Genomic DNA, 22,464 nt, shown 5'->3' on the forward strand with positions numbered 1-22,464 from the left:
TGACCACATCAAAGCCCATCACCACCGCGCATCATCAACCCGCAGCAACCCGGCCGGCCGTGGCCATTCAGGCGGTTTGCCATCAACACTGGCAGGGAATTTCAAGCGTTTTGCTGGCCCCCAGGACGTTGTCTCCATGTCGTGACATAGGTCATCTGCCGTGTCGTTGATGGGGCTGCCGTGAAAGTCATGCACCCCGCCGTCCACCAACAGGCCCGCCGTCCGGGCAAGGGAAAGCCGGGCAGACAGTCTGTCGCCCGTTAACTGGCAATGGCGCAATGCGCGTAGAACGGCTGCCGCCATCAGGTATCCTGTTGCGTGGTCCAGCGCCTGCACGGGCAGGGGCACGGGCTTTGTGTCCTCAGCGCGCCGCATGCCCTCATCAGCGATGCCGCAGCTCATCTGCACCAGACTGTCGAAGCCGCGCCGCTCTCTCCACGCGCCACCCCAGCCATAGGCATTCAGACTGACCTCAATCAGGCCGGGAGACAGGCGTTGCCGTGTCTCGGCGTCGTAACCAAGCCTGTCGAGCGCGCCGGGGCGATAGCCGTGAACAAGCACATCGGCCTGCGCAATCAGCCTTTCAAAAATCTGGCGGTCGTGCGCCAGATGCAGGTCCAGACCGGCGCGGCGTTTGCCAAGCGTCACCTCGGGTTCCAGCGCCGGCTCATGCCAGTTGGGCGGATCAAGCCTCAAAACATCCGCGCCAAAACCCGCCAGAAAGCGCGTTGCGACAGGTCCCGCCAGGATGCGGGTAAGGTCCAGCACGCGGCGGCCGCGCAGACCCGTCAGCTTGGGTCCGTGACCAGACTGATGCCAGGCAATCAGCGGTTCGCTGCGCACCTGCTGCCCCTGCGGGTGGTTTGCCCATTCGGCAAGACTGTGCATGGCGGCGGCTGCACCGCCTTCATTGACAACCGCGTCTTCCAGATCGTTCTTTTTCCAACCGGCTATCACCTCTGTCAGCCGTGCCTTGTCAGGATCGCAGTTCAACACCCGCAACGCCGCCTCGCGGTGGTGGTTGGCATTGGTGTGCAGGCGTATCCAGCCGTCTGCGGCCTGGTAATCTCCCGCCAACGGGTCCCAGGCCGATGGCAGGCTCCAGCCTGAAGGGCGAAGCGTCATGCCAAACCACAACAGGCATAAGCGGCGGTCAATTGAAATGTCCCGCGCGCCCAGCAAAGCGGCCAGTTCACGCGTCGCTGCCGTCACCGCCGCCTCGGCCATGTCAGACACCCGGAAGCAGGCGTAAAGCTCGCCGCTGCCACGCTGCACGACCTTGATATCGTCGGCCAAATCCAGACCCAGCGCTTCGTTGATCTGCCGGTCGAAATCATCAGCCATTGTACATCTCCTTCACATGGTCAGCCGATATGGTCAGCAGATGGTGCCGCGCAATTGACACGCCGTAAATCTTGATCAACATAATCAATATGAAAAAATCAGACTGGATCGACGCCGCAACCGCTTGCGACATGTTGGGGGTCAAACCGCAAACCCTCTATGCCTATGTCAGCCGTGGTCTTTTGCGCGCCGAGGCCGATGCGCAGGATGCCCGCCACAGTCTCTACAAACAGTCTGATGTCGAGGATCTGGCCCGGCTGCGCCGCAGGCCACGGGCAAGGGCCGAGATTGCTGAACATGCAATCCGCTGGGGAGAGCCGGTTCTCACCACCTCGCTGACGGAAGTGCGCGATGGCATGTTGTGGCTGCGGGGCAAATCGATTGCCGAGTGTGCCGAACACCTGACACTTGAAGGTGTCGCCGCCCATCTTTGGGCTGTTGAACCAACCGACTTCGTCAGCTGTGATGCGCCTGATCCGTCCGCTGGACTTGATGCTGCGCTGGGCCCACTGGGCAGGGCGTTACAAGCACTCGCTCATGAGGTGCCGCAAGCCGCTGATCTTGACGACAGTGCGGCCAGCACCATTGCGCGTCAGGGCGGCCGGTTGGTCTCCATCGTCACCAATGCGCTTTTGGGTGTTCAGGCCGCCGGGCCGATCCATCACCGGCTGGGGCAGGCATGGGGTGTCGATGCAGAAGGGTTGGACAATCTGCGCTGCGCGCTGGTGTTGTTGAGCGATCATGAGCTGAATCCATCCACGTTCGCGGTGCGGGTTGCAGCCTCAACGGGGGCAAGTCTGCCAGCCGCTCTGCTTTGCGGCCTTGCAACATTCAGTGGCCCGCGCCATGGCGGCGTCGCATCGCTGGTACGGCGTGCCTTACAGGCCACCCTGTGTGGCAAAACCCAGGACTTTTTGGTGCAACATGCCAACCAGCCACCCTACAGCTACGGCTTTGGGCATCCGCTTTATCCAGATGGTGATCCGCGGGCGCGGATCATTCTCAATCGCCTGGCGGACAAGGGCGCGGTGGTCAGCGCCATAACATCACTGTCGGATCAGCTGGGCCTGCCACCCAATATCGATGCAGCACTGGCGGCCTTAAGCGAGGCGCAGAACCTGCCCGACACGGCCGCCTTTACGATTTTTGCCACCGGCCGGTTGGTTGGCTGGATTGCCCACGCCATGGAGCAACAGGAAAGCGGCGAAATCATCCGCCCGCGTGCCCGCTACCGCGAAAAGCCCTGACAATGATGAGTGTGCCGCTTGGTCGTTGTCTTAAGCCGGATAAACATACCGATAGGCCGCCCAACCGGCCAAGGCCGACAGGGCAAGCCAGATCAGCACGACGGCGACAAGCCCCGCACGGCTGCTGGGCCTGTTTTGCTGTAACGCGGCGCGTTGCCTGAAGTCCGTCATCAAATCGGGCGGTATCATGCGAATGGCCAACAGAATGCCAAGTGGCACGATCAACAGATCATCCAGATAACCGAGCACCGGAATAAAGTCTGGAATGAGATCGATGGGCGACAGCGCGTAAGCGGCAACCGCACCAGCAACCAGTTTCGCGGCCATTGGCGTATTCGGGTCACGCGCTGCGATCCAAAGCGCCATGACGTCACGCTTGATGGCGCGTGCCCATTGTTTCACAGAACCGATCCACCCGGCCATGGCCACGTCTCCAACCTCAGCATTCGTCCGCGCATCGATAGGGTATAGATTGCTCTAGGCTTTTCAACGGGTGAGAAAATCAGTTGACGGATGCGGCGCACTGACGATGTTTGTCTTGTTATAGCCCAAAGACATGTCGGAGCCATGGTGGAAACTGAACGTTTGATCTTACGCCCATCCCGCAGGGCAGACATTGCAGAACTGTTCGAATTTCTGGGAGACCCGGTGGCCATGCAACATACCCACAGCGATAAAACGCTGCGGGAGTGCCAGCGGCGCGTGATGGTTCACGAGTGGCGAAGACGCCGGGATGGGTGTGCGCCCTGGGTGGTGGTGCGCCGCGAAGATGGGCGCATCATCGGCTGGGGTGGCCTGTACGAAGATCCGTTCGACCCCGGCTGGAATTTTGAAGTGGGATATTACTTTCGCCCTGATGTTTGGGGCAAGGGTTACGCGTCCGAACTTGTCGGCGCAGCACTCGCCGTTGCCGATCAGCAGCTTCAACTTGCCGAGGTCTGGGCGATGGCCCATCCGGACAACGGCGGCTCACAAAGAGTGTTGCAGAAGGCGGGTTTTGTGTTTGCGCGCCACCTTCCAGATCGCAACCGCCTTTTGTTCCGAAGACAGCGCCCAGCCTCCTGACGGTGACAATGAACGGGTGAGAGCAGGGCGCCGCTCCATCCATGGTTTTATCGCCACTGCTGTTTATTCGCGACGCTCATCAATCCAGGCGCGGGTCTGCGCAAGAACCTCATCCGACAGTTCCGGATCATTGACTGCTCTGGCCAGAATAACGGCACCCACCATTGCTGCCCAACTGCCAATCGCGGCGCGGCGGGTCTCGGTTGAACCAGCGGTTTTAAGCGCCTGCTCAATGCGGGTGATCTGGGCGCGCAAGCCCTCGGTCATCGCGGTCTGTGCCTCCGGTGTCTGGTGACGAATGGCGGCGGCCAAACCGGCTGTCGGGCATCCCTGGCCGGGGTTGTCGCGGTGACGTGGCGACAGATAAGAGCCAACGAAATCATTAAAGCCGCCGCCGGCAACACTGTCTGCACCCAGGGCGTGACTGATCGTTTGGGCCACCAGATCATCCTTTGAACTGAAATGGCCATAAAAACCGCCATGGGTCAGGCCGGCTGCCTTCATCACCTCGGCAACGCTGACCGCATCAAAGCCCTTGTCCTTAAACAGCTGGTTGGCGACCTCAAGAATACGGCCTCTGTTTTGCGCCATCTGTTCCCGGCTGACCTTCATTTTCAAAATTCTCCGCAACGACAGTTGACTTTTACATGATGGTTATCATATTTAAATTCAATCATGACAACCATCATGAATATAAGATCGATGTGAGAAAAGAGCAATCCAATGAGCGAAATTCCTGCAGTTCTGATAACGGGTGCCTCTACCGGCATTGGTGCAACCTATGCCGAGCGCTTCGCACGGCGCGGACATGATCTGGTGCTGGTGGCCAGAGACGTGGCCCGTATGGAGGCGCTATCAAGCCGTCTGCGCCAGGAAACCGGCGTCAAGATTGATATCATCAAGGCCGATTTGACCCAGACGTCGGATCTGGCACAGGTCGAGACCAGACTGCGGGACGATGCGCGCATCGGCATTCTCGTCAACAATGCCGGCATGGCGGTCGGCGGTGCCTTTATCGAACAAAGCGCCGATGACCTGACCAGGCTGATGGCACTCAACACCACTGCACTGGTGCGGCTTGCCAACGCCATTGCGCCGCGTCTTGTGCAGGCAGGTGAGGGGTCCATTATCAATATCGGCTCGGTGGTCGGCCTCGCACCAGAATTTAACATGACGGTTTATGGCGCGACCAAGGCTTTCGTGCTGTTCCTGTCGCAGGGGCTGCAGCAGGAACTTGGGCCCAAGGGTGTTTACGTTCAGGCCGTGCTTCCCGCCGCAACCCGTACGGAAATCTGGGGCCATGCTGGCGCTGACGTCAACAGCATGAGCAATGTCATGGAAGTGGGCGATCTGGTGGATGCGGCTCTGGTTGGTTTTGACCGTCGCGAACCGGTAACGATCCCGCCGCTGCATGATGTTGGCCTGTGGGAGGCCCTTGATGGCGCACGCAAGGCGATGGTCCCCAGCCTCGGAAACGCCGTTCCAGCCGAGCGATATCGGCCAGTTGCCTAAATATCTCCAGTAAGTGACACCGCCCTCTCTCTGCAAAGCGAAGAGGGCGGTTTTGTCATTTATTGCCAGGACATTGAGACGGGTTTGCCATCTTTAAGGCTGACGACAACCGTGTCAGCTTGCCGTTGCCGTCAGTGGTTTTAAAGCTGACCACCCGGCCGTTGGAGGAAATACAGAGATCCGTCGACTGGCCGGAATTGCCGATGCAGGTTGCGCCAAAACCTCTGCATCCTCTCGCTGCAGGAAGCTCTTGACAAATCTGAGGTACGTACCTCATTCTGCATCAAGTCTCTGGGAGGAGGGAAGTAATGCAACACGGTTCTGACATCACAAGTGAAGAGCAATTGCGGGCGCTTTATCCGCCAACACATGCGCTTGCGGTTCAAAAACTTCAGCCAACGCTAGGGGTCCACGCGCAGGACTTCATCCGCCGGTCACCCTTTGTTTGTCTGGGCACGCAGAATTTGGATGGCCGGGCCGATGTCAGCCCCCGTGGCGACCCGGCTGGCTTCGTGAAAATCCTCGACAATCAAACATTGGCAATACCCGATCGTCCGGGAAACAATCGGCTGGACAGCCTGTCAAACATCATCGCCAACCCGGCCGTGGGGCTGCTGTTTATGATACCCGGCTTTGATGACACGCTGCGTGTCAACGGATTTGCCAGACTGGTCACGCAGCCCGAACTTCTCGAAACCATGTCGGTCAACAACCGCGTTCCCACACTTGCAATCGTGGTGCGGGTCAACGAAGTGTTTCTGCATTGCGCAAAGGCGCTCAGGCGTTCGCGCATCTGGGAACCAGAACACCGGCAGGACCGCCGTCAAATGCCGTCCTTGATCAAGATGATACTGGATGAAACCACGGGTGCACCCGGCGAGGATGAGATGCGCAAGATCGATGCCGGGTTGGAAGAAGATTACCAGAAGACCATGTATTAGAAACGCTGCGCGCCAGGCGGTGCGAAGTCAAAATCAGACTCCAAGTAATCGCAGCAGTTGCAACGCAAGCCTGGAGCAGGGCAGGTGTGCCATCGTCAATCACTACTTTAAGTGGCTGAAATCCAGTTGACTTGAAGGCAGTGATCATCAACATCGCAAGTACTGATTTATTTAAAATCGATTCTACTTGAGGGTTTTCGGTCTTGGCGGACCGGAATGGGGAACCTGTTACTTTATGAATACTATATATAATTTGAGCCACATCGGCACTCATCTGCGTGCAAACGTGTTGAAGACATCAACGGCACTTGCGCTGCTTGCCAGCGGCTGCGGGCTTTTTGTTGCAGGCATTGCCCATGGAGCTGAGGGGCAAGCAGGCTATCTGGATTTCAAAACACTGCTGAACGGCCGTTATTCCATCGCCAATGGCATCAGCGCCGATGGCAAGGTCATCGTCGGTTCGGCATCGCTGTACAGCGGCCAGGATGACCGCGCCTTTCGCTGGTCCAGCAGCAAAACCGGCATGGTCGATCTTGGCATCCTTCAAGGTGGCTCTTTCGCCAGCGCACAGGCTGTCAATGATGATGGCAGAGTTGTGGTCGGCAATGCGGATGCTGACAACGGATATACCCACGCCGTTGTCTGGAGAAATGGCGTTATCAGCAACCTTGGCACCCTGAATGATGGGCGAGAGTCGCGTGCGACCGGCGTCAGTGCCGATGGCGCTGTTATTGTCGGTTATGGTGACGATGGCGCATATAACGGCCCCAGCAAGATCCGCGCTCTGCGCTGGACGGGAAATGACCAGATAGAAAGCCTTGGTAGCCTCGTTGACGGTGGTTTTTCCCGTGCCAACGGTATCAGCGGCGATGGCAAGGTCATCATCGGCCAGGCATGGAATGAGAACATGAGCGACCGTGCCTTCCGCTGGACTGAGGAAGACCAGATGGTCAGCCTCGGCACAATAGCGTCTGCGGCCAGAGGCGTGAATTATGATGGGTCTGTCATTGTTGGTTATGTGATAGATAACGAGGTGGAACATGCCTTTCGCTGGACGGCAGAGTCCGGTTTGATGGACAGGATCGGCGAACTGAACAACGGCACTTATTCCTCCGCACAGGCGGTGAATGCCGATGGCTCCGTGGTCGTTGGTTCTGCCGAAAATGGCATTGGAAACATTCAACGCGCCTTCCGCTGGACAAATGAAACAGGCATGATTTCGGTGGAGGACTGGTTGCGCAGCAATGGCGCGACCGTGGCCCAGGATTTCACCGATGTGGCGCGCGGCGTCAGCGCTGATGGCACCATCATTGTGGGGTCTACAACGCAGGAAACCGCCTTTATTGCCCGCCTGTCGTCAGAAGGCACCGGCATTATCGAGGTGGAAGAATTTGCGAGCTCCTTGGCCGCCAAACCATCTGCCAGCGTTGCTCTCAGTTTTGCCGGCACCATTCTCAACGGCGCACATGGTGAGCCGATGCGCAACCTGCTCGATGCCAGCCAGCAATCTGTCTGGGTCACCTCGGATATCGGTTATGACAATGGCGCGGCCAGCGATGGCGGCTTTGGCCTTGGCGATTTCGGTTACGGCATTGGTCTGGAAGGCGGCGCCACGGCGCGCATGACCTTTGGTGGTGTTTATTCCGATCAGGACATCGAAACCGGCGGCAATTACATCAGCAAGGGCCTGTACATTTCGCCGGAAGTCACGCTTCCGGTGGCCGGCAATGTCTATGCCACCATTGGCGCATTTTACGCGCCGGGCAAACTGACCATCAACCGCGGTTACAACAATGGCGGCGTGATGGATTATTCCAGGGGTGAAACGGATGTGGAAAGCTGGGCGGCAAAACTGCGCCTGGACTGGCTGAATGCCGCCACCGTCAATGACTGGAACCTCACACCCTATGCCAGCCTGACACATGCCCGCTCCAAGCTGGATGCCTACACCGAAACCGGCGGTGGTTTCCCGGCCATGTTTGATGAAATGCGCGACCACAGCACGGTGCTGCGCGCCGGTGTGGATGGCGTACACACGCTGGAAAACAACATCCGCCTTCTGGCCCGCGCCGAAGCCGCTTACCGGTTTGAAAATGAAACCGCCGCCACCAGTGGCACCATCATTGGCCTGTCAGACTTCAGTTTCGACGGACAGAAAACCCACCAGTTCTGGCTGCGTGGTGGCCTCGGGGCGGAAGTCGATGTCGCCGGCGGCACAGCCTCAATGAGCGTCAACGTCACGACCCAGGGTGACGACCCAACCGTGTGGCTGCGCTCCGGCTGGAAGGTCAAGTTCTGATTGGTAGGTAAGGCAGGTGAGGCGACGTGTCAGTCGCCTCACATCACGCGTTTAAACTGCTACGAAACCACCATCCACCAGCAGCTCTTCACCGCCGATAAAGCTGCTTTCGCTCGACGCCAGAAACAGCACGGCCTTGGCAACCTCTTCGGTTTCAGCCAACCTGCCGAAGGGAATGGCCTGTTTCATCCAGTCCTCGGCACCCTCATTGTTGTGCAAATAGGTCTGCATGGCGGGCGTCAGCACCATGCCAGGTGAAACGATGTTGACGCGGATGCCTCTGCTTTTCAGGTCCACCGTCCATGTCCGCGCGAAGGAGCGCAGCGCCGCCTTAGTCGCGCTGTAGATTGAAAGATTGGCAAAACCTTTGCTGCCCGCGCCAGAGCCGGTCAACACGACAGCGCCCCCTCCGAGAGCAGCGGCAATGCCTTTTGTACTGTATAGACCGTGCCCTTGACGTTGATGGCAAACAGCCGATCAAAATGGTCATCGGTTATGTCTTCAATCGTGGCCGACTCAGAGATGCCCGCATTGGCAAACACAACATCCACCCGGCCATGGTCCTGCCTGATCCTGGCATAAAGCCGCTCAACGGCGCTGGCATCGCTCACATCGCCTTGCACGCCAACTGCACCATGGCCAATCTCCCGGAGCGCTTCATCCAGACGCTCCTGTCGCCGGCCGGTGATGTAAACATGCGCACCTTCTGCCGCAAAAGACTTGGCCGTTGCCAGGCCGATGCCATCTGTTCCGCCGGTAATTACCACAACCTTGTCCTGAAAACGTTTCGTCATATCTCATGGCCCTTCTAAAAGTGGAGGATTGCTCCACTTAACATATGGAGATATCCTCCACTTAGCAACACATAGCGAGGTCGTTTTTGTCTGAACAGATTTCATTGAGAGCGGACGCGCAACGCAATCGCGAGCGCATCCTGGCTGCAGCCGAAGACGTCTTTCTGGAAAAGGGCGCAAATGTCTCGCTGGATGATGTTGCAAAACGCGCCGGCGTTGGTATTGGCACGCTCTACAGACGATTTCCGACGCGGGAAGAACTTCTGGCCGCAACCTATAGCGAACGGTTCGTAACCTTTGCCGCAGCCAGCTGTGCGCGGGATGGCGAGCTTGACCCCTTGAGCGCGTTGCGCGCCTTTCTTGAGGAACTTGTTCAGCACACCAATGTCTATCGCGGCCTTGCGGCATCGCTCGGAACGGTGCTGGCGGTTGGAACGCCGGGCTGTGCGGCAACCAGCCAGGAGGGCAACCGGCTTCTGGACCGTGTGCAGAAGGCAGGGGTGGTGCGCGCCGATATCAGCTTTGACGATATTGTCTGCGTTGTAACGGCAATCTCATTGGCCACCGAAAGCCATGCCTCTCCCAAAGCCCGCATCGCACACCTTGTCGATGTGTTCATCAACGGAATCGCCTCGCGCCAGCGCCTATCCCGGCAGTGAAGACACTGGCCATGCACGGGCCGCTGCCTGAGATTCATTAGCGCTCGAAGTCCTCAGCCGAAATTCTCTGTGGTGTCACGTTTCCGGAAGCCACAGCGTACAGGGTGTAGGACAGAACCTGAGTAGTGATCTGGGTCGCCGTTCGTTCTGTCTGGAGAGTTTCAGCCCTTGGAAATTGACCTGCGCCATTCAATTGCACGAAACGTTTGCAACTGGCATCGAGTGCATCACCGAAAGCATATTGCACGGAGTAACGACCGTCAGGAATGCCACTGATCTGGCCAGTTTGATTGCTCTGTACAAAGAATGTGGCGATGACAGCTCCAGAGAGTTCGGCGCGTACTTTGATGATGGCGTTGCCACTGGAACCATTGCGGATTTCCAACGAGTGACCGTCCGACGAGGACAACTGGCTTGGCCCCAATAGCTGGCCGCTATACGGAACGTTGGCGCATGTCGGCACGTTCGGTTTAGAAACGGCCTGCTGTACGCTTGGCTGAGACTGAGTTGTTGACGGAGGGGAGGCATACAAACGACTTCCGCCATAGCTGCTGCCCGATTCCCTTTGTTGCACGTGATCAAAGAGGTTTAGTGCGACTACACCTGGCAGCGCCAACGACCATCCGAAAAAACATCCTCTTTCTTCACCATCACCTTTCAGCTTAACCTGCACCCACACCCCTAAACATCAAACCATCGGGCAGGGGCATCGCAGTGCAGTCTGGAGCATCGACATGAGCGTTTCACCCACATTTCTCGGGCTTCCGAACAGTGCTGATGATGATGCGCTCGGTGGTGTCGTGCCGCGCATCGTACTGTTTGGGGCAGGGTTTGGCAGCGCCTATCCGGGCAGCGAAGATACCGGCCATGCATTGGCGGCTGATATGATCCGGGCTGCGTCCCAGGAAGACGCGCCGCTGATCGATCACTTCGATTTTGATCTCGGGGGGCCGTTGTTTGATAGCAAGCCGGTGTCCTGCATCGACATCGGCAACATCAACACCATCCATCACGACAATGCCGCCAACCGCGCGAGCATCGAAGCGCAGACGCGCCAGGTACTGGACCAGAAGGCCGTGCCAATCCTTTTGGGTGGAGATTGTTCCGTCACCATTCCGTTTCTGTCGGCCTTTGCCGGACGTGGCCCGATCTGGGTGCTGCAGATCGACGCGCATATTGACTGGCGCGACGAGGTGAGGGGCGAGCGTTACGGCTATTCCAGCCCGATGCGCCGCGCCAGCGAAATGTCTGACGTGGCCGGCATGGTGCAGGTTGGCCTGCGCAGTGTCGGCAGTGCGAGTGTGAGCGATGTCAACGACGCGCTTGCCTATGGCAGCCGTTTTGTCACTGCGCGGGACATGCAGAGCCAAGGCGTTGAAGCGGCGCTGAACCATATCCCTGATGGGGTAAACGTGGTCATTTCGCTGGATTGCGACAGCATCGATCCCGCCATCATGCCCGGTGTCGCGGCCCGCACGCCGGGCGGGTTGACCTATACGCACATCATCGACCTGATTTCAGGGGTCGGCAAAAAGGCGCGGATCGCGGGCTTTGACCTTGTCGAGTTTTACCCGCCAGCCGATGTGGATGGCATCTCGGCGCTGACGGCGGCGCGCATTCTCGTCAACACCATCGGCACGATTGTTCGGCAGGACTGATGCGCGGCAATCCTTGGCTTGCGCACCTATTGCAAATGGCGCCCAAGACTGAAGCTGGCTGCATTCCCGCAACAAGTGCGGGAATGAAGGAAATTGGGGTGCCACGTGGCGCCTTACCTCTACCCTTGTGGGAGAGGAAGAAAAATCATCATCTTAGCTTGCTAAGTGATAGATTTTTCAGGTGAGGGGTTCCGTCCTGCCTCACCCATACCCGCCGTCATCCTTGTCCCAAGTATCTAACCCCATTTCGCCAAACGAAACGAATGCGGTTGGCATGATTGGATCCTCGCCTAAAGGGCGAGGATGACGTTGAGGATATGGTTGACTCGATTCCAGCGGTCCGAACACCAACATCCACCCAACCAATCCTCATTGCTGTGCCTGACACAGATATCCAGTCGACGCACGTCTAAGCAACCAAAAAGCTCTTTCCGCTAAGAAATGGCCGTCACGAGGTCCTGCGACAGGCGGGGAAATTGGGTGTCGTCACAGTTTTCGAATCACTCCAACATGAACAGATTCGTTAACGCGAAATCTGAATATGAACGGGCAACATGCCAAATGTGGCAGCAAAAACGGCTTGAAACAGCCTCCGGAATATCGCAAATGCGAAATACTACGTGATGACAGAGCCGCGGCATGACCCTGGTGACGCTCGATGGGGGTCGACGCACAGACGTCGAAAAAACCAACGAAAACAGCTAGTCAGCCCCTAAATAACACTGCCCCGCTGCAACGCGAAATCAAGTTCCGCGTTATTACCGCGCTGCGGCTTTGTAACATACCGTTCACTTTTGCGTAAAAACCGTAAATTTTTAAGATTCTGAACGGAACATGAATGTAAGATAACAGTTCATTCATCTGACGTTCATCTTTGAATTGGAGCCACGCGATGTTTTTGAGCACTCTTCACGATACCAATGCCTTCAGCTTTGGCGCTGGCGGAAATCTCACGGCCCGTTGCGCCGCAATCGAGGAAGAACTGCACTATCTGCCAAACTTCTCCGGTACAAATATCGTTGTCACGGTTGAAGGCGGTTGCGTTGTATTGAGCGGAACGGTTGAAACCCGGCAGGACCTTTACCGCGCAATTAACGTTGCAAGCGATATCGCCGGTGCCGGCAATGTCATCTTCCGCGTTCAGCACGAGCCAGTGCTGGTCTCGTAATTCTCGGCACGCGGCCGCTAATAACGGCCAACATCACGATACCCCCGCCCGTCACATCACGGGGGCGGGGTAAAAACTCCGGTCAGCAAACACATCATTTGCAACCGCGCAGAATTATCGGAACCTTTTTACAGCCTGCGGGTTGTTCCGCCAGATCCCAAATTTCTCAGGGTATGGCAACCATGAAGTCGCTTATCGATGCAGCCCGTTCTAAGTCCAGATCATGGACCGCAACGGTTCTGCGCGACTGGGGCCCGGCACTTGCCGCCTTTGCCATCATCCTGTCATCAGGCTTTTACGCCAACACCCTGATCAGCACTGCGCTGTCGCAGTCGCTACGCAGCTTCTGACAGGTCGTTATCCGGATGTTCTTTGTTAGCAAACGCCCTTAAAAGCAAAAACCCCAGCCAAAAGGCCGGGGTGGACGCTGCTAAAAAAGCAATACCTAAAAACATGATGCAATATACGACAGGTTTCTAGCAAAGGTTATTTGGAAAAATCAATATCCAATTTTAGGTAGAGTGGAATAATTCCACCACTCAACTGAAAATGTTGCGACCACACCTATAACCGCATGGTGTTTACCGTGGAAACCATGCCGTCTATGCTTTCATTGGATTCAAAGCCTGAGCTGTGTTAGACAGTGGCCAAACATCGTAGCGCGGCCTGTCCAGCGCTTTGGCACGACTTTGGAAAATAATGAAAAATCAGTACCTTAACCGCGAAAGAACCTTCGCCGTTGCACCTATGATCGATTGGACTGACAAATTTTGCAGATATCTGCACCGTCAGATGTCGCATCATGCCCTGCTGTATACGGAGATGATTGTTGCCGACGCCATCATCCACGGCCGGCAGGAAAAGCTGCTAAGCCATCATGACGCGGAAAATCCGGTTGCCTTGCAACTGGGCGGTTCTGCGCCGGAAAAACTGGCCGCAGCCACCAAAATTGCGCTCGAATACAACTACAACGAGATCAACCTCAACGTTGGCTGCCCATCGGACCGCGTCCAGTCCGGCACATTTGGCGCCTGCCTGATGCGTGAGCCGGAAACCGTGCAGCGCTGTGTGGCGGCCATGAAAGCGGTGACGGACCTGCCTGTTACCGTAAAGTGCCGCATTGGCGTGGATGACCAGATCCCCGAGGATGTTTTGCCGGATTTTATAAGCCGCATGATCGAGGCCGGTGCCGATGCCATCTGGATTCACGCCCGCAAAGCCTGGCTGCAGGGCCTGTCGCCGAAGGAAAATCGCGAAATTCCGCCGCTGGACTATGACCTGGTCTATGCCATGAAAGCGGCCAATCCGAACACCTTCATCGGCATCAATGGCGGCATTTCCGATCTCGCTCAGGCCAGCAAACATCTTGAGCACGTCGATGGCGTTATGCTGGGCCGCGCGGCCTACCACAACACCAATATTCTTGGCGATGTAGACCACGTCATCTACGGCAAACCGGCTGTAGCACCGGACTGGCAGCAGATTTGCCAGACCATGATGACGTTTGCGGACGACTATATCGCCACTGGCGGCCGCCTCAACCACGTCACCCGCCACATGGTTGGCCTGTTCCAGGGTTTTGCCGGCGCACGCCGCTTCCGCCAGATCCTGTCATCAGACGCCACCAAACCGGGGGCAGGGCCAGAGGTTATCGAAGCCGCCTTCGCTGCAATCGATTTTGAAGCGACATCGCTGAAAGCTGCGGGTTGAGGTTGTGGGTAGTGGCGCCTTTGTAACCCGCCATCCGTGATCACCGATCGGTGGCTATTTGGCTCAGTCACTCGGCACCTTTCCTCTACCCTTGTGGGAGAGGAAGAAAAATCATCACCTTAGCTTGCTAAGTGATAGATTTTTCAGGTGAGGGGTTGGTGCAAGGGCCGACGCGGCCCCTAAGCGCGACACCCAAACTCGACGTCATTCTCGGGCTTGTCCCGAGAATCCAATCACATCTCGTCAAACGAAACGAATGCGGTTGACGTGGTTAGATCCTCGCCTCAAGGGCGAGGATGACGGAGAGCGGATGCAGGCCCGCAAATCCAGTATCCGACATCAACGCGACACATCGCCACTGGCAAGGACGGCGTCGAAAAAAATGGTAGGCTCAAAGCCGCTGTGCACGCATCAAACCTGCTTGGCCAGATATTGCGCATCACTCGGCGCGTTACCTCTACCCTTGTGGGAGAGGAAGAAAAATCATCATCTTAGCTTCAGCCAAGTCATAGATTTTTCAGGTGAGGGGTTCATGCCGCCGATGAGGCATCACCCACTATCAACCATCAAACCTGCTTGGCCAGATATTGCGCACCATTCGGTGCGTTGACCTTGCCGCCGGTGATAAAGAAGGCAAAGACGTCGCGCTTTTTCTGTTCCGGTTTGCGGTCTGGTGCCACCAGCGGCAGATCATCGGGCACACCGCCCGCCGCATAGGTTTTCAACCGGCCGGCCCAGTCCTTGATGTCCTTTTCCGGGTAACAGGTCTTGATGTCGTCCTCGCCCTTTTGCAGGCGGCAATAGACAAAATCAGCCGTCACATCTGGCAGCAGCGGATAATCGTGATGGTCGGCGCAAACAACCGCCACCTTGTGTTTGGCCAGGAGCTCAATGAACTCGGGCACCATGAAGGTTTCGTTGCGCACTTCCACCACGTGCTGCAAAGACAGTCCGTCCTGCTTTTCCGGCAGCAGTGCCAGAAACGCCGCAAAATCATCCGGCTCGAATTTCTTGGTTGGCGCAAACTGCCACAGGATGGGACCAAGATGGTCACCAAGCTCCGTCAGACCCTGCGTCAGGAACTTTTCCATGGAGTCACCGGCTTCCGCCAGCACCTTGCGGTTGGTGACATAACGGCTGGCTTTCAGCGAAAACACAAAACCGTCAGGCACTTCCGAGGCCCATTTGGCAAAGGTTGCCGGCTTCTGGCTGCCATAATAGGTGCCATTGACCTCAATGGCGCTCAACTGGCGGCTGGCATGTTCCAGCTGCCGTTTCTTGGCCAGTTTTTCCGGATAAAAAGTGCCTTCCCACGGATCGAAGGTCCAGCCACCAATGCCGGTTCTGATCGTGCCAGATGAAGCCGTCATGACAATTCCCCTTACTCTGCCGCCACCCGGGTTTTGCCCGGTCTGCGTTCCAGAAGCTCCTTCAGGAAGTGGCCGGTATAGGAGCGCTCTTCCTTGACAATGGTTTCCGGCGTGCCGGTTGCAACCACTTCACCGCCGCCGGTACCGCCCTCAGGGCCGATGTCGATCACCCAGTCAGCGGTCTTGATGACCTCGAGATTGTGCTCGATAACCACCACGGAGTTGCCCTGGTTGACCAGCTCATGCAGCATTTCCAAGAGCTTGGCGACATCGTGGAAGTGCAGGCCGGTGGTCGGCTCGTCGAGAATATAAAGCGTGCGGCCGGTAGAGCGTTTCGACAGTTCCTTGGCCAGTTTTACGCGCTGCGCTTCACCGCCAGACAGCGTGTTGGCCTGCTGGCCGACCTTGATGTAACCAAGGCCCACATCAAACAGCGACTGCAGCTTGTCCCGCACCGCCGGAACCGCCGAGAAGAACTCGACACCTTCCTCAACCGTCATATCCAGCACGTCGGCAATCGACTTGCCTTTAAAGGTCACGTCGAGCGTTTCGCGGTTATAACGTTTGCCGTGGCAGACATCGCAGGTCACATACACGTCCGGCAGGAAGTGCATTTCAATCTTGATGACGCCGTCGCCCTGGCAGGCCTCGCAGCGACCGCCCTTGACGTTGAACGAAAAACGGCCCGGCTGGTAACCGCGGGCCTTGGCCTCCGGCAGACCGGCAAACCAGTCACGGATCGGCGTGAACGCACCGGTATAGGTGGCCGGGTTGGAGCGTGGTGTGCGGCCAATCGGTGACTGGTCGATATCGATCACCTTGTCGATGAATTCCAGGCCATCGATACGGTCATGTTCGGCCGGAATTTCACGTGCACCCATCACGCGGCGTGCCGCAGACTTGTACAAAGTCTCGATCAGGAAGGTGGACTTGCCACCACCGGACACACCGGTGACCGCGGTAAACACGCCAAGCGGCACGGAGGCCGTGACATTTTTCAGGTTGTTGCCGCGTGCGCCAACCACCTTGATTTCCTTACCCTTTTTCGGCTTGCGGCGTTCCGTCGGCACAGGCACGCCCATTTCACCCGACAGGTATTTGCCGGTCAGCGAATTGGGGTTGTTCATCACGGCTTCAGGGCTGCCCTGGGCAATGACCTCACCACCATGAATACCGGCGGCCGGGCCAATATCGACCACATAATCGGCGGTCATGATGGCATCTTCGTCATGCTCCACCACAATCACCGTATTGCCGATGTCGCGCAGGTGCTGCAGCGTGTCCAGCAGGCGGGCATTGTCGCGCTGGTGCAGGCCAATCGATGGCTCGTCCAGCACGTAAAGAACACCCGTCAGGCCCGAGCCGATCTGCGAGGCCAGGCGAATACGCTGGCTTTCACCACCCGATAGCGTGCCGGAATTGCGCGACAGGCTGAGGTAATCCAGCCCCACATCATTGAGGAAGCGCAGACGTTCGCGGATTTCCTTGAGAATGCGCACGGCAATTTCATTCTGCTTGGCGCTCAGCGTCTCAGGCAGAACCTCAAACCAATCGCGCGCGGTGCGGATCGACATCTGCGTGACTTCGCCAATATGCAGCTTGTTGATTTTCACCGCCAGCGCTTCCGGCTTCAGGCGATAACCGGCGCAGGCCGGGCAGGGCGCTGCCGACATGTAACGCTCGATATCCTCACGCGCCCATGCGCTGTCGGTTTCCTTCCAGCGGCGCTCAAGGTTCGGCACGATGCCTTCGAAATTCTTCACGGTCTTGTAGGAGCGTGCGCCATCTTCATACTGGAATTCGATCTTGTCTTCGGTGCCCTGCAAAATGGCGCCCTTGGCCGCCGACGACAGGTCCGACCAGCGGCTGGACAGCTTGAAACCGAAGGCTTTGCCCAGCGCTTCCAGCGTCTGGTTATAATAAGGTGAGGTCGATTTTGCCCAAGGGGCAATCGCGCCGTCTTTGAGCGTGCGGTTTGGTTCCGGCACGATCAGGTTTTCATCCACCTTCTGCTGCGAACCAAGGCCGTCACAGGTTGGGCAGGCACCAAACGGGTTGTTGAAGGAAAACAGCCGCGGCTCGATTTCCGGAATGGTAAAACCGGAGACAGGGCAGGCAAACTTTTCCGAAAACAGCACCCGCTCATGGGTCTCGTTCAGGGATTTGTTGGCAGAACCACCGGCCGATGTTTCCTCGGCTGGCAGCGGCTTGTCGGCAAATTCGGCAATCGCCAACCCATCGGCCAGCCGCAGACATGTCTCAAGGCTGTCTGCCAGACGGCTTGCCATGTCGGCGCGCACCACCGCACGGTCCACCACCACGTCAATGTCGTGTTTGTATTTCTTGTCCAGCGCCGGCACATCGGCAATTTCATAGAACTGGCCATCGACCTTGACGCGCTGAAAGCCCTTTTTCTGCAGCTCGGCCATTTCCTTTTTATATTCGCCTTTGCGGCCGCGCACGATTGGCGCCAGAATATAAAGACGGGTGCCTTCCTCAAACGCCAGAATACGGTCCACCATCTGGCTCACCGTCTGGCTTTCAATCGGCAGGCCGGTGGCTGGCGAATAGGGCACGCCCACACGCGCAAACAACAGGCGCATATAGTCGTAGATTTCAGTCACGGTGCCCACCGTCGAGCGCGGGTTGCGCGAGGTGGTTTTCTGCTCGATGGAAATGGCCGGCGACAGACCCTCGATCTGGTCGACGTCAGGTTTCTGCATCATTTCCAGAAACTGGCGCGCATAGGCCGACAGGCTTTCCACGTAGCGGCGCTGCCCCTCGGCATAGATGGTGTCAAATGCCAGCGATGATTTTCCGGAGCCGGACAGTCCCGTCATCACGATCAGCTTGTTGCGCGGCAGGTCGAGATCAATCCCTTTCAGGTTATGTTCTCGTGCACCACGGATGGAAATCGTTTTCAATTCGCTCATGACAAGGCTCGGAATATATGTTGGCGGGCAGGGTCGGGCACTTATGTAGTGCGGCCAAGCCCAGTGTCGAGTTTAATCGTATGGAATAGCTGCTTTTCGATTCTGTTCCGCTGGATAATAGAGATTTATTGGAACAAAGAAAGAACAAACTTGACGTGAAAGCAATCCCGGTGAATTGTATGCAAACATTCCTTGTGGATTGTGTGGCGGTAAAGGTGCCCATTGGCCACCTCTATGGTCTATGATCTCACCAGTTTTAGAAAAGAAAGTTTTCCGGGCAAAATGCACGGAGCAAGGATAACGAGATGGCAGGCAGTGTAAACAAGGTAATTTTGATCGGCAATGTTGGGGCGGACCCGGAAATTCGCCGCACCCAGGACGGACGCCCAATTGCCAATCTTCGTATTGCCACCTCCGAAACCTGGCGTGACCGCAACAGCGGCGAACGCAAAGAAAAGACCGAATGGCACACGGTTGTCGTGTTCAACGAAGGTCTTTGCAAGGTTATTGAACAATACGTCAAGAAGGGCGCCAAGCTCTACATCGAAGGCGCGCTGCAGACCCGCAAATGGCAGGACCAGACGGGCAATGACCGTTACTCCACCGAAGTTGTTCTGCAGGGCTTCGGCTCCACGCTGACCATGCTGGATGGTCGCGGTGAAGGCGGTGGCGGCGGCAGCCGTGGCGGCGACTTTGGCGGCGGCGGAAATGATTACGGCGGCGGCTCCTCCGGTGGCGGTTATGGCGGTGGTTACGACCAGCAGCCAGCGCGTAGCGGCGGTGGTGGTGCACGCGGCGGCCAGCCTGCGGGCGGCTTCTCCAACGACATGGACGACGATATCCCGTTCTGATCGACAAAACGCTCATCAACAAAGCCCGGCAAGCAAACGCTTCCGGGCTTTTTGCTATCCGCCGTGTGGTTACGGTTTGCCCTTTGCCCGCCGCTGCTGTTTGGCCTTCACGCCCCGCCGAACCACCGACAAGATGGGTCAACACCGTACTGACCAGAATAAACGGCGCCATGCGCAGCGGCACGCCGCCATCCGGCTGGTGGATCTGTTCAACAATCAGGTTGTTGCCACCCTCGGCCGATTTGCCAAAGGCACCATATGCCCACACCATGGCAAACCCGGCGATGGGCATCAGGTAGATCAGCCAAGGGTGGTCAAACCGCAGCACGGTCGTCCGCTCAAGGCTCCACAGGAAAAACGCCACCAGCGACCAGACAGTCACCGCCATCGGCACTACAATGGCCACCCATTTGCCAAGGCTGCGCACCTGCCGCAAACGGAGGCCGATAATCGAATGAAGGCCGAAATCGGCATGAAAACGGGAAAGGCGGCGAAACGGAATTCCAGAAATGACTCTACTCCTGCGCAGTGTGCGTTGAGTAGGAGTCATCAGCTTCATCGGGGAAGCGGTTCGGCATAATGCCCGGCAGAATCCATTACCGTTGGCCCGAGAAATAGGCCATCCGCCGCCGCCTTGTCAGCGGCCGCGGCAAACGCCCAGCGACGGCTAATAGGCAAAAAAATGAGCGGTGAAAACAATTCAAAACACAAGATAAAGTTGAAAACACATCAAGCATTCGCTACAAATGAATCGGTCCGAGCGGAGTGGCGTAAGCCACTGATCCATTTGTGGGTCACTGTTACCAAGACGGGCATGCCTGAGCTAAATGCTGCATTCTTCTGAGTGCTTAATCCTTATGAAATCTTTGCGTTCGGACCAACTTTCCCCACAGGATGCGTTTTAAAGTGTCAAATACAGACGACAAAATATGGATTACATCCAGAGTGAGGATGATCGCAGAAAGAAAATCAAAGAGAAATCAGAATATAAGTTACCTTGCTGTAACGTATTACTCGCTTTTTACAGTGGTTTTATCGATTTTTTCCGACTATTATAAGTCGACATATAGTCTGGTGGAAGAAATAAACCTCGCCGCCTCGGTTATAGTTCTTGTTTCATCACTCGTGGCTGGTGGGTTCCGATTTGAAACTCGCGCCACTGTGTACCGGGAGTGCTATCTCAAGCTACAAAAGTTGCTTGATGATGATGTTGATCCAAAAGAAAAAAAAGAAAGATATAACGAGGTTCTATGGGATTACCCCAACCACTCGGACAATGACTATTACGATTTGATAATAAACCACGTCTATTGGGAAGGAAAAAAGCTAACCAATGGCGAACATCCATTGAACCCAACTTGTTTTATGTGGGCTTCATATCTCTTTAGACACTCATTTTATTACACCGTCGTATTGTTGTTATTCGCATGCCCAGCACTGTTCCTTGCACGGCCCCTACTATGACGGCTTTAGAAGACTTCAATGCAGAGTTTGCGGCTGAGCGTCTAATCGAGATATTCAACGGGAGGTTTGCTCACAGCAGGACTGTTGGAAAAGATGGCATTCATGCCGGTCAGTTTCAGCAGAACCTGCTTTCAGAGGTCCAACTGATAACCACGAAAGTGCGAAGCGGGTCATACAATTTCACGACGTTCAAGCAGAAATTGATATTAAAAGGCGCAGGCAAAGCACCGCGTGAAATTTCAATTGCAACAGTACGAGATCGACTTACGCTACGAGCGTTGACTAACGTACTCATGACCGTCTTTCAGGACGCACGACTACATGCCGCTCACCATATTGTAGACGAGGTTGCCCGGTTCATTAAACCGCTAGATGACAACTATGCCTTCATACAAATTGACATTAAAGACTTTTATCCGTCAGTTCAGCATGCTGAGCTTCTCCGACGACTAAGAACGCGAATCCGCTATCAACCTTTACTCAATCTCATTTCCAACGCCGTAAGAACGCCAACTAGTGACGATAAGGAAACCAAGCCGAATACAAGGGGAATTCCTCAAGGCCTCAGTATATCGAACGTCCTCTCCTCAATTTATATGATGAAATTTGACCAGGTAGCCCGCAATCGTTTTACCTATTTTCGATATGTTGACGACATTCTAATTATTTGCCGTGCGGCGGACGCAAAGAGACATTTTTGCTTCATAGAGTCGCAACTAATGCGAATTGGCCTCGAATGCCATCCACTTAAAGACAACTCCAAGACCAAAATTGTTCCTCTCTCGCACGGCGTGGATTATCTTGGCTATCGTCTCACGCCGTCCTTGGTGTCTGTACGAAAAAGCTCTTATAGAAAGATGATTAAAACGCTCATGACGGTGATTACCGGTGTGAAGTACAACGCCAACGACAAAAGAGTTCTGACCCGGCTGAATTTAAAGATTACAGGATGTGTATTCGACGCAAAGCGCATGGGATGGATGTTCTTTTTCTCCAAAACCGATGACATTAAACAACTGAAGCGACTAGACTCATTTGTTGAAAAACATTGGCGTCGATTGGGGATGGAGAAGTACGGTCATCCGAAGAAATTCGTGAAGGCGTACCATGAAATCAACTTCAATTTTGAAAATTCAAAATACATTCCTCGCTTTGATGAATATACCAAAGATCAGAAAATTGATTTGATCGTAATGATGCAGGCTCGCGAGCGAGACGTGGTAGAAAGATGGAGTATTGAGAGAATAAATCGCGAATTCTTTAAGATTGTAAAAAAAGAAGCATCTGAACTCGAGAAGGATATGACGCCAACAAGCTAATCGCTAGAATTTGGCGTGCAACAATGCGCGCGACAGCCTTTCATTCCAAAAAAAATCGGAGTAGGCCTGATCATATCTGGTATCAATTTGTGTTGCGAAGCGTTGTTCGTTTGAGAAACAGAAAAGTTTG

The 22,464-nt window shown here is 55.9% G+C and carries 19 protein-coding genes, 2 pseudogenes and 1 riboswitch; of the genes and pseudogenes, 13 read left to right on the forward strand and 8 right to left on the reverse strand.

Annotated features, from left to right (window positions below; genetic code table 11):
* Positions 1-18 precede the first annotated feature (18 nt).
* Positions 19-1,344 (reverse strand): CoA transferase, encoded by a 1,326-nt coding sequence (locus ACZ5FM_RS07715; RefSeq protein ID WP_464040243.1) that lies wholly within the window; start codon positions 1,342-1,344, stop codon positions 19-21.
* An 89-nt stretch (positions 1,345-1,433) separates the two neighbouring features.
* Here ACZ5FM_RS07715 and ACZ5FM_RS07720 point away from each other — a divergent pair, with 89 nt between their 5' ends.
* The gene (locus ACZ5FM_RS07720) at positions 1,434-2,591 is read left to right on the forward strand and encodes a citrate synthase family protein (RefSeq protein WP_464040244.1); all 1,158 of its coding nucleotides are present in this window, start codon (positions 1,434-1,436) and stop codon (positions 2,589-2,591) included.
* Between the two features lie 30 nt (positions 2,592-2,621).
* Here ACZ5FM_RS07720 and ACZ5FM_RS07725 read toward each other — a convergent pair whose 3' ends face one another.
* On the reverse strand, positions 2,622-3,014 hold the full coding sequence (locus ACZ5FM_RS07725; RefSeq protein WP_464040245.1) for a YkvA family protein: 393 nt from the start codon (positions 3,012-3,014) through the stop codon (positions 2,622-2,624).
* Between the two features lie 144 nt (positions 3,015-3,158).
* Here ACZ5FM_RS07725 and ACZ5FM_RS07730 point away from each other — a divergent pair, with 144 nt between their 5' ends.
* Positions 3,159-3,656, forward strand: a complete 498-nt coding sequence (locus ACZ5FM_RS07730) for a GNAT family N-acetyltransferase (protein ID WP_464040246.1) — start codon at positions 3,159-3,161, stop codon at positions 3,654-3,656.
* A 63-nt stretch (positions 3,657-3,719) separates the two neighbouring features.
* Here ACZ5FM_RS07730 and ACZ5FM_RS07735 read toward each other — a convergent pair whose 3' ends face one another.
* Positions 3,720-4,268 carry a TetR/AcrR family transcriptional regulator gene (locus ACZ5FM_RS07735; RefSeq protein WP_464040247.1) on the reverse strand — a complete coding sequence of 183 codons (549 nt, stop codon included), beginning with the start codon at positions 4,266-4,268 and terminating at the stop codon, positions 3,720-3,722.
* A 111-nt stretch (positions 4,269-4,379) separates the two neighbouring features.
* Here ACZ5FM_RS07735 and ACZ5FM_RS07740 point away from each other — a divergent pair, with 111 nt between their 5' ends.
* From ACZ5FM_RS07740 to ACZ5FM_RS07750, 3 genes are all read left to right on the forward strand, one after another.
* Positions 4,380-5,168, forward strand: coding sequence for an SDR family NAD(P)-dependent oxidoreductase (locus ACZ5FM_RS07740; RefSeq protein WP_464040248.1), 789 nt, complete (start codon positions 4,380-4,382; stop codon positions 5,166-5,168).
* Positions 5,169-5,476: 308 nt separating this feature from the next.
* A complete protein-coding gene (locus ACZ5FM_RS07745) occupies positions 5,477-6,109 on the forward strand; it encodes a pyridoxamine 5'-phosphate oxidase family protein (protein ID WP_464040249.1) in 633 nt (210 codons plus the stop codon).
* 235 nt (positions 6,110-6,344) lie between these two features.
* A complete protein-coding gene (locus ACZ5FM_RS07750) occupies positions 6,345-8,408 on the forward strand; it encodes an autotransporter domain-containing protein (protein WP_464040250.1) in 2,064 nt (687 codons plus the stop codon).
* Positions 8,409-8,459: 51 nt separating this feature from the next.
* Here the strand turns inward: ACZ5FM_RS07750 and ACZ5FM_RS07755 are convergent.
* Positions 8,460-9,202, reverse strand: a pseudogene (locus ACZ5FM_RS07755) (SDR family NAD(P)-dependent oxidoreductase).
* Positions 9,203-9,288: 86 nt separating this feature from the next.
* Here ACZ5FM_RS07755 and ACZ5FM_RS07760 point away from each other — a divergent pair.
* Positions 9,289-9,861, forward strand: coding sequence for a TetR/AcrR family transcriptional regulator (locus tag ACZ5FM_RS07760; protein ID WP_464040251.1), 573 nt, complete (start codon positions 9,289-9,291; stop codon positions 9,859-9,861).
* Between the two features lie 37 nt (positions 9,862-9,898).
* Here the strand turns inward: ACZ5FM_RS07760 and ACZ5FM_RS07765 are convergent, their stop codons facing one another.
* Positions 9,899-10,534, reverse strand: coding sequence for a hypothetical protein (locus ACZ5FM_RS07765; RefSeq protein WP_464040252.1), 636 nt, complete (start codon positions 10,532-10,534; stop codon positions 9,899-9,901).
* Between the two features lie 61 nt (positions 10,535-10,595).
* On the opposite strand from ACZ5FM_RS07765, the gene ACZ5FM_RS07770 reads away from it, so the two are divergent.
* The 4 genes from ACZ5FM_RS07770 (at position 10,596) to dusA (ending at position 14,397) form a co-directional block, all read left to right on the forward strand.
* The gene (locus ACZ5FM_RS07770; protein ID WP_464040253.1) at positions 10,596-11,519 is read left to right on the forward strand and encodes an agmatinase; all 924 of its coding nucleotides are present in this window, start codon (positions 10,596-10,598) and stop codon (positions 11,517-11,519) included.
* An 892-nt stretch (positions 11,520-12,411) separates the two neighbouring features.
* Entirely contained in the window at positions 12,412-12,687 is a 276-nt protein-coding gene (locus tag ACZ5FM_RS07775; RefSeq protein ID WP_192491157.1) for a BON domain-containing protein, read from the forward strand.
* 182 nt (positions 12,688-12,869) lie between these two features.
* Entirely contained in the window at positions 12,870-13,037 is a 168-nt protein-coding gene (locus ACZ5FM_RS07780; RefSeq protein WP_192491156.1) for a hypothetical protein, read from the forward strand.
* Positions 13,038-13,386: 349 nt separating this feature from the next.
* Positions 13,387-14,397, forward strand: coding sequence for a tRNA dihydrouridine(20/20a) synthase DusA (dusA, locus tag ACZ5FM_RS07785; RefSeq protein ID WP_464040254.1), 1,011 nt, complete (start codon positions 13,387-13,389; stop codon positions 14,395-14,397).
* 566 nt (positions 14,398-14,963) lie between these two features.
* Here dusA and ACZ5FM_RS07790 read toward each other — a convergent pair.
* The gene (locus ACZ5FM_RS07790) at positions 14,964-15,767 is read right to left on the reverse strand and encodes a DUF72 domain-containing protein (protein WP_464040255.1); all 804 of its coding nucleotides are present in this window, start codon (positions 15,765-15,767) and stop codon (positions 14,964-14,966) included.
* Positions 15,768-15,778: 11 nt separating this feature from the next.
* A complete protein-coding gene (gene uvrA, locus ACZ5FM_RS07795) occupies positions 15,779-18,700 on the reverse strand; it encodes an excinuclease ABC subunit UvrA (RefSeq protein WP_464040256.1) in 2,922 nt (973 codons plus the stop codon).
* A 305-nt stretch (positions 18,701-19,005) separates the two neighbouring features.
* On the opposite strand from uvrA, the gene ACZ5FM_RS07800 reads away from it, so the two are divergent.
* Positions 19,006-19,551 (forward strand): single-stranded DNA-binding protein, encoded by a 546-nt coding sequence (locus ACZ5FM_RS07800; protein ID WP_464040257.1) that lies wholly within the window; start codon positions 19,006-19,008, stop codon positions 19,549-19,551.
* Between the two features lie 99 nt (positions 19,552-19,650).
* On the opposite strand, the pseudogene ACZ5FM_RS07805 reads toward ACZ5FM_RS07800, so the two are convergent.
* Positions 19,651-20,002, reverse strand: a pseudogene (locus ACZ5FM_RS07805) (chloride channel protein); the annotation flags it as partial.
* Between the two features lie 82 nt (positions 20,003-20,084).
* Positions 20,085-20,161: riboswitch (Fluoride riboswitch) on the reverse strand.
* Between the two features lie 284 nt (positions 20,162-20,445).
* Between ACZ5FM_RS07805 and ACZ5FM_RS07810 the strand changes: the two are divergent.
* Entirely contained in the window at positions 20,446-21,015 is a 570-nt protein-coding gene (locus tag ACZ5FM_RS07810; RefSeq protein ID WP_464040258.1) for an SLATT domain-containing protein, read from the forward strand.
* Entirely contained in the window at positions 21,012-22,334 is a 1,323-nt protein-coding gene (locus ACZ5FM_RS07815; RefSeq protein WP_464040259.1) for a reverse transcriptase domain-containing protein, read from the forward strand. Before ACZ5FM_RS07810 ends, ACZ5FM_RS07815 begins: the two co-directional genes overlap by 4 nt.
* Positions 22,335-22,464: the final 130 nt, after the last annotated feature.

The organism is Agrobacterium sp. 5Ca50 (assembly GCF_055381905.1).

Coding starts and splice junctions, on each gene's coding strand:
- ACZ5FM_RS07715 (WP_464040243.1), bottom strand. CDS start 1,344: ATGGCTGATGATTTCGACCGGCAGATCAACGAAGCGCTGGGTCTGGAT.
- ACZ5FM_RS07720 (WP_464040244.1), top strand. CDS start 1,434: ATGAAAAAATCAGACTGGATCGACGCCGCAACCGCTTGCGACATGTTG.
- ACZ5FM_RS07725 (WP_464040245.1), bottom strand. CDS start 3,014: ATGGCCGGGTGGATCGGTTCTGTGAAACAATGGGCACGCGCCATCAAG.
- ACZ5FM_RS07730 (WP_464040246.1), top strand. CDS start 3,159: ATGGTGGAAACTGAACGTTTGATCTTACGCCCATCCCGCAGGGCAGAC.
- ACZ5FM_RS07735 (WP_464040247.1), bottom strand. CDS start 4,268: ATGAAGGTCAGCCGGGAACAGATGGCGCAAAACAGAGGCCGTATTCTT.
- ACZ5FM_RS07740 (WP_464040248.1), top strand. CDS start 4,380: ATGAGCGAAATTCCTGCAGTTCTGATAACGGGTGCCTCTACCGGCATT.
- ACZ5FM_RS07745 (WP_464040249.1), top strand. CDS start 5,477: ATGCAACACGGTTCTGACATCACAAGTGAAGAGCAATTGCGGGCGCTT.
- ACZ5FM_RS07750 (WP_464040250.1), top strand. CDS start 6,345: ATGAATACTATATATAATTTGAGCCACATCGGCACTCATCTGCGTGCA.
- ACZ5FM_RS07770 (WP_464040253.1), top strand. CDS start 10,596: ATGAGCGTTTCACCCACATTTCTCGGGCTTCCGAACAGTGCTGATGAT.
- ACZ5FM_RS07775 (WP_192491157.1), top strand. CDS start 12,412: ATGTTTTTGAGCACTCTTCACGATACCAATGCCTTCAGCTTTGGCGCT.
- ACZ5FM_RS07780 (WP_192491156.1), top strand. CDS start 12,870: ATGAAGTCGCTTATCGATGCAGCCCGTTCTAAGTCCAGATCATGGACC.
- dusA (WP_464040254.1), top strand. CDS start 13,387: ATGAAAAATCAGTACCTTAACCGCGAAAGAACCTTCGCCGTTGCACCT.
- ACZ5FM_RS07790 (WP_464040255.1), bottom strand. CDS start 15,767: ATGACGGCTTCATCTGGCACGATCAGAACCGGCATTGGTGGCTGGACC.
- uvrA (WP_464040256.1), bottom strand. CDS start 18,700: ATGAGCGAATTGAAAACGATTTCCATCCGTGGTGCACGAGAACATAAC.
- ACZ5FM_RS07800 (WP_464040257.1), top strand. CDS start 19,006: ATGGCAGGCAGTGTAAACAAGGTAATTTTGATCGGCAATGTTGGGGCG.
- ACZ5FM_RS07810 (WP_464040258.1), top strand. CDS start 20,446: ATGCGTTTTAAAGTGTCAAATACAGACGACAAAATATGGATTACATCC.
- ACZ5FM_RS07815 (WP_464040259.1), top strand. CDS start 21,012: ATGACGGCTTTAGAAGACTTCAATGCAGAGTTTGCGGCTGAGCGTCTA.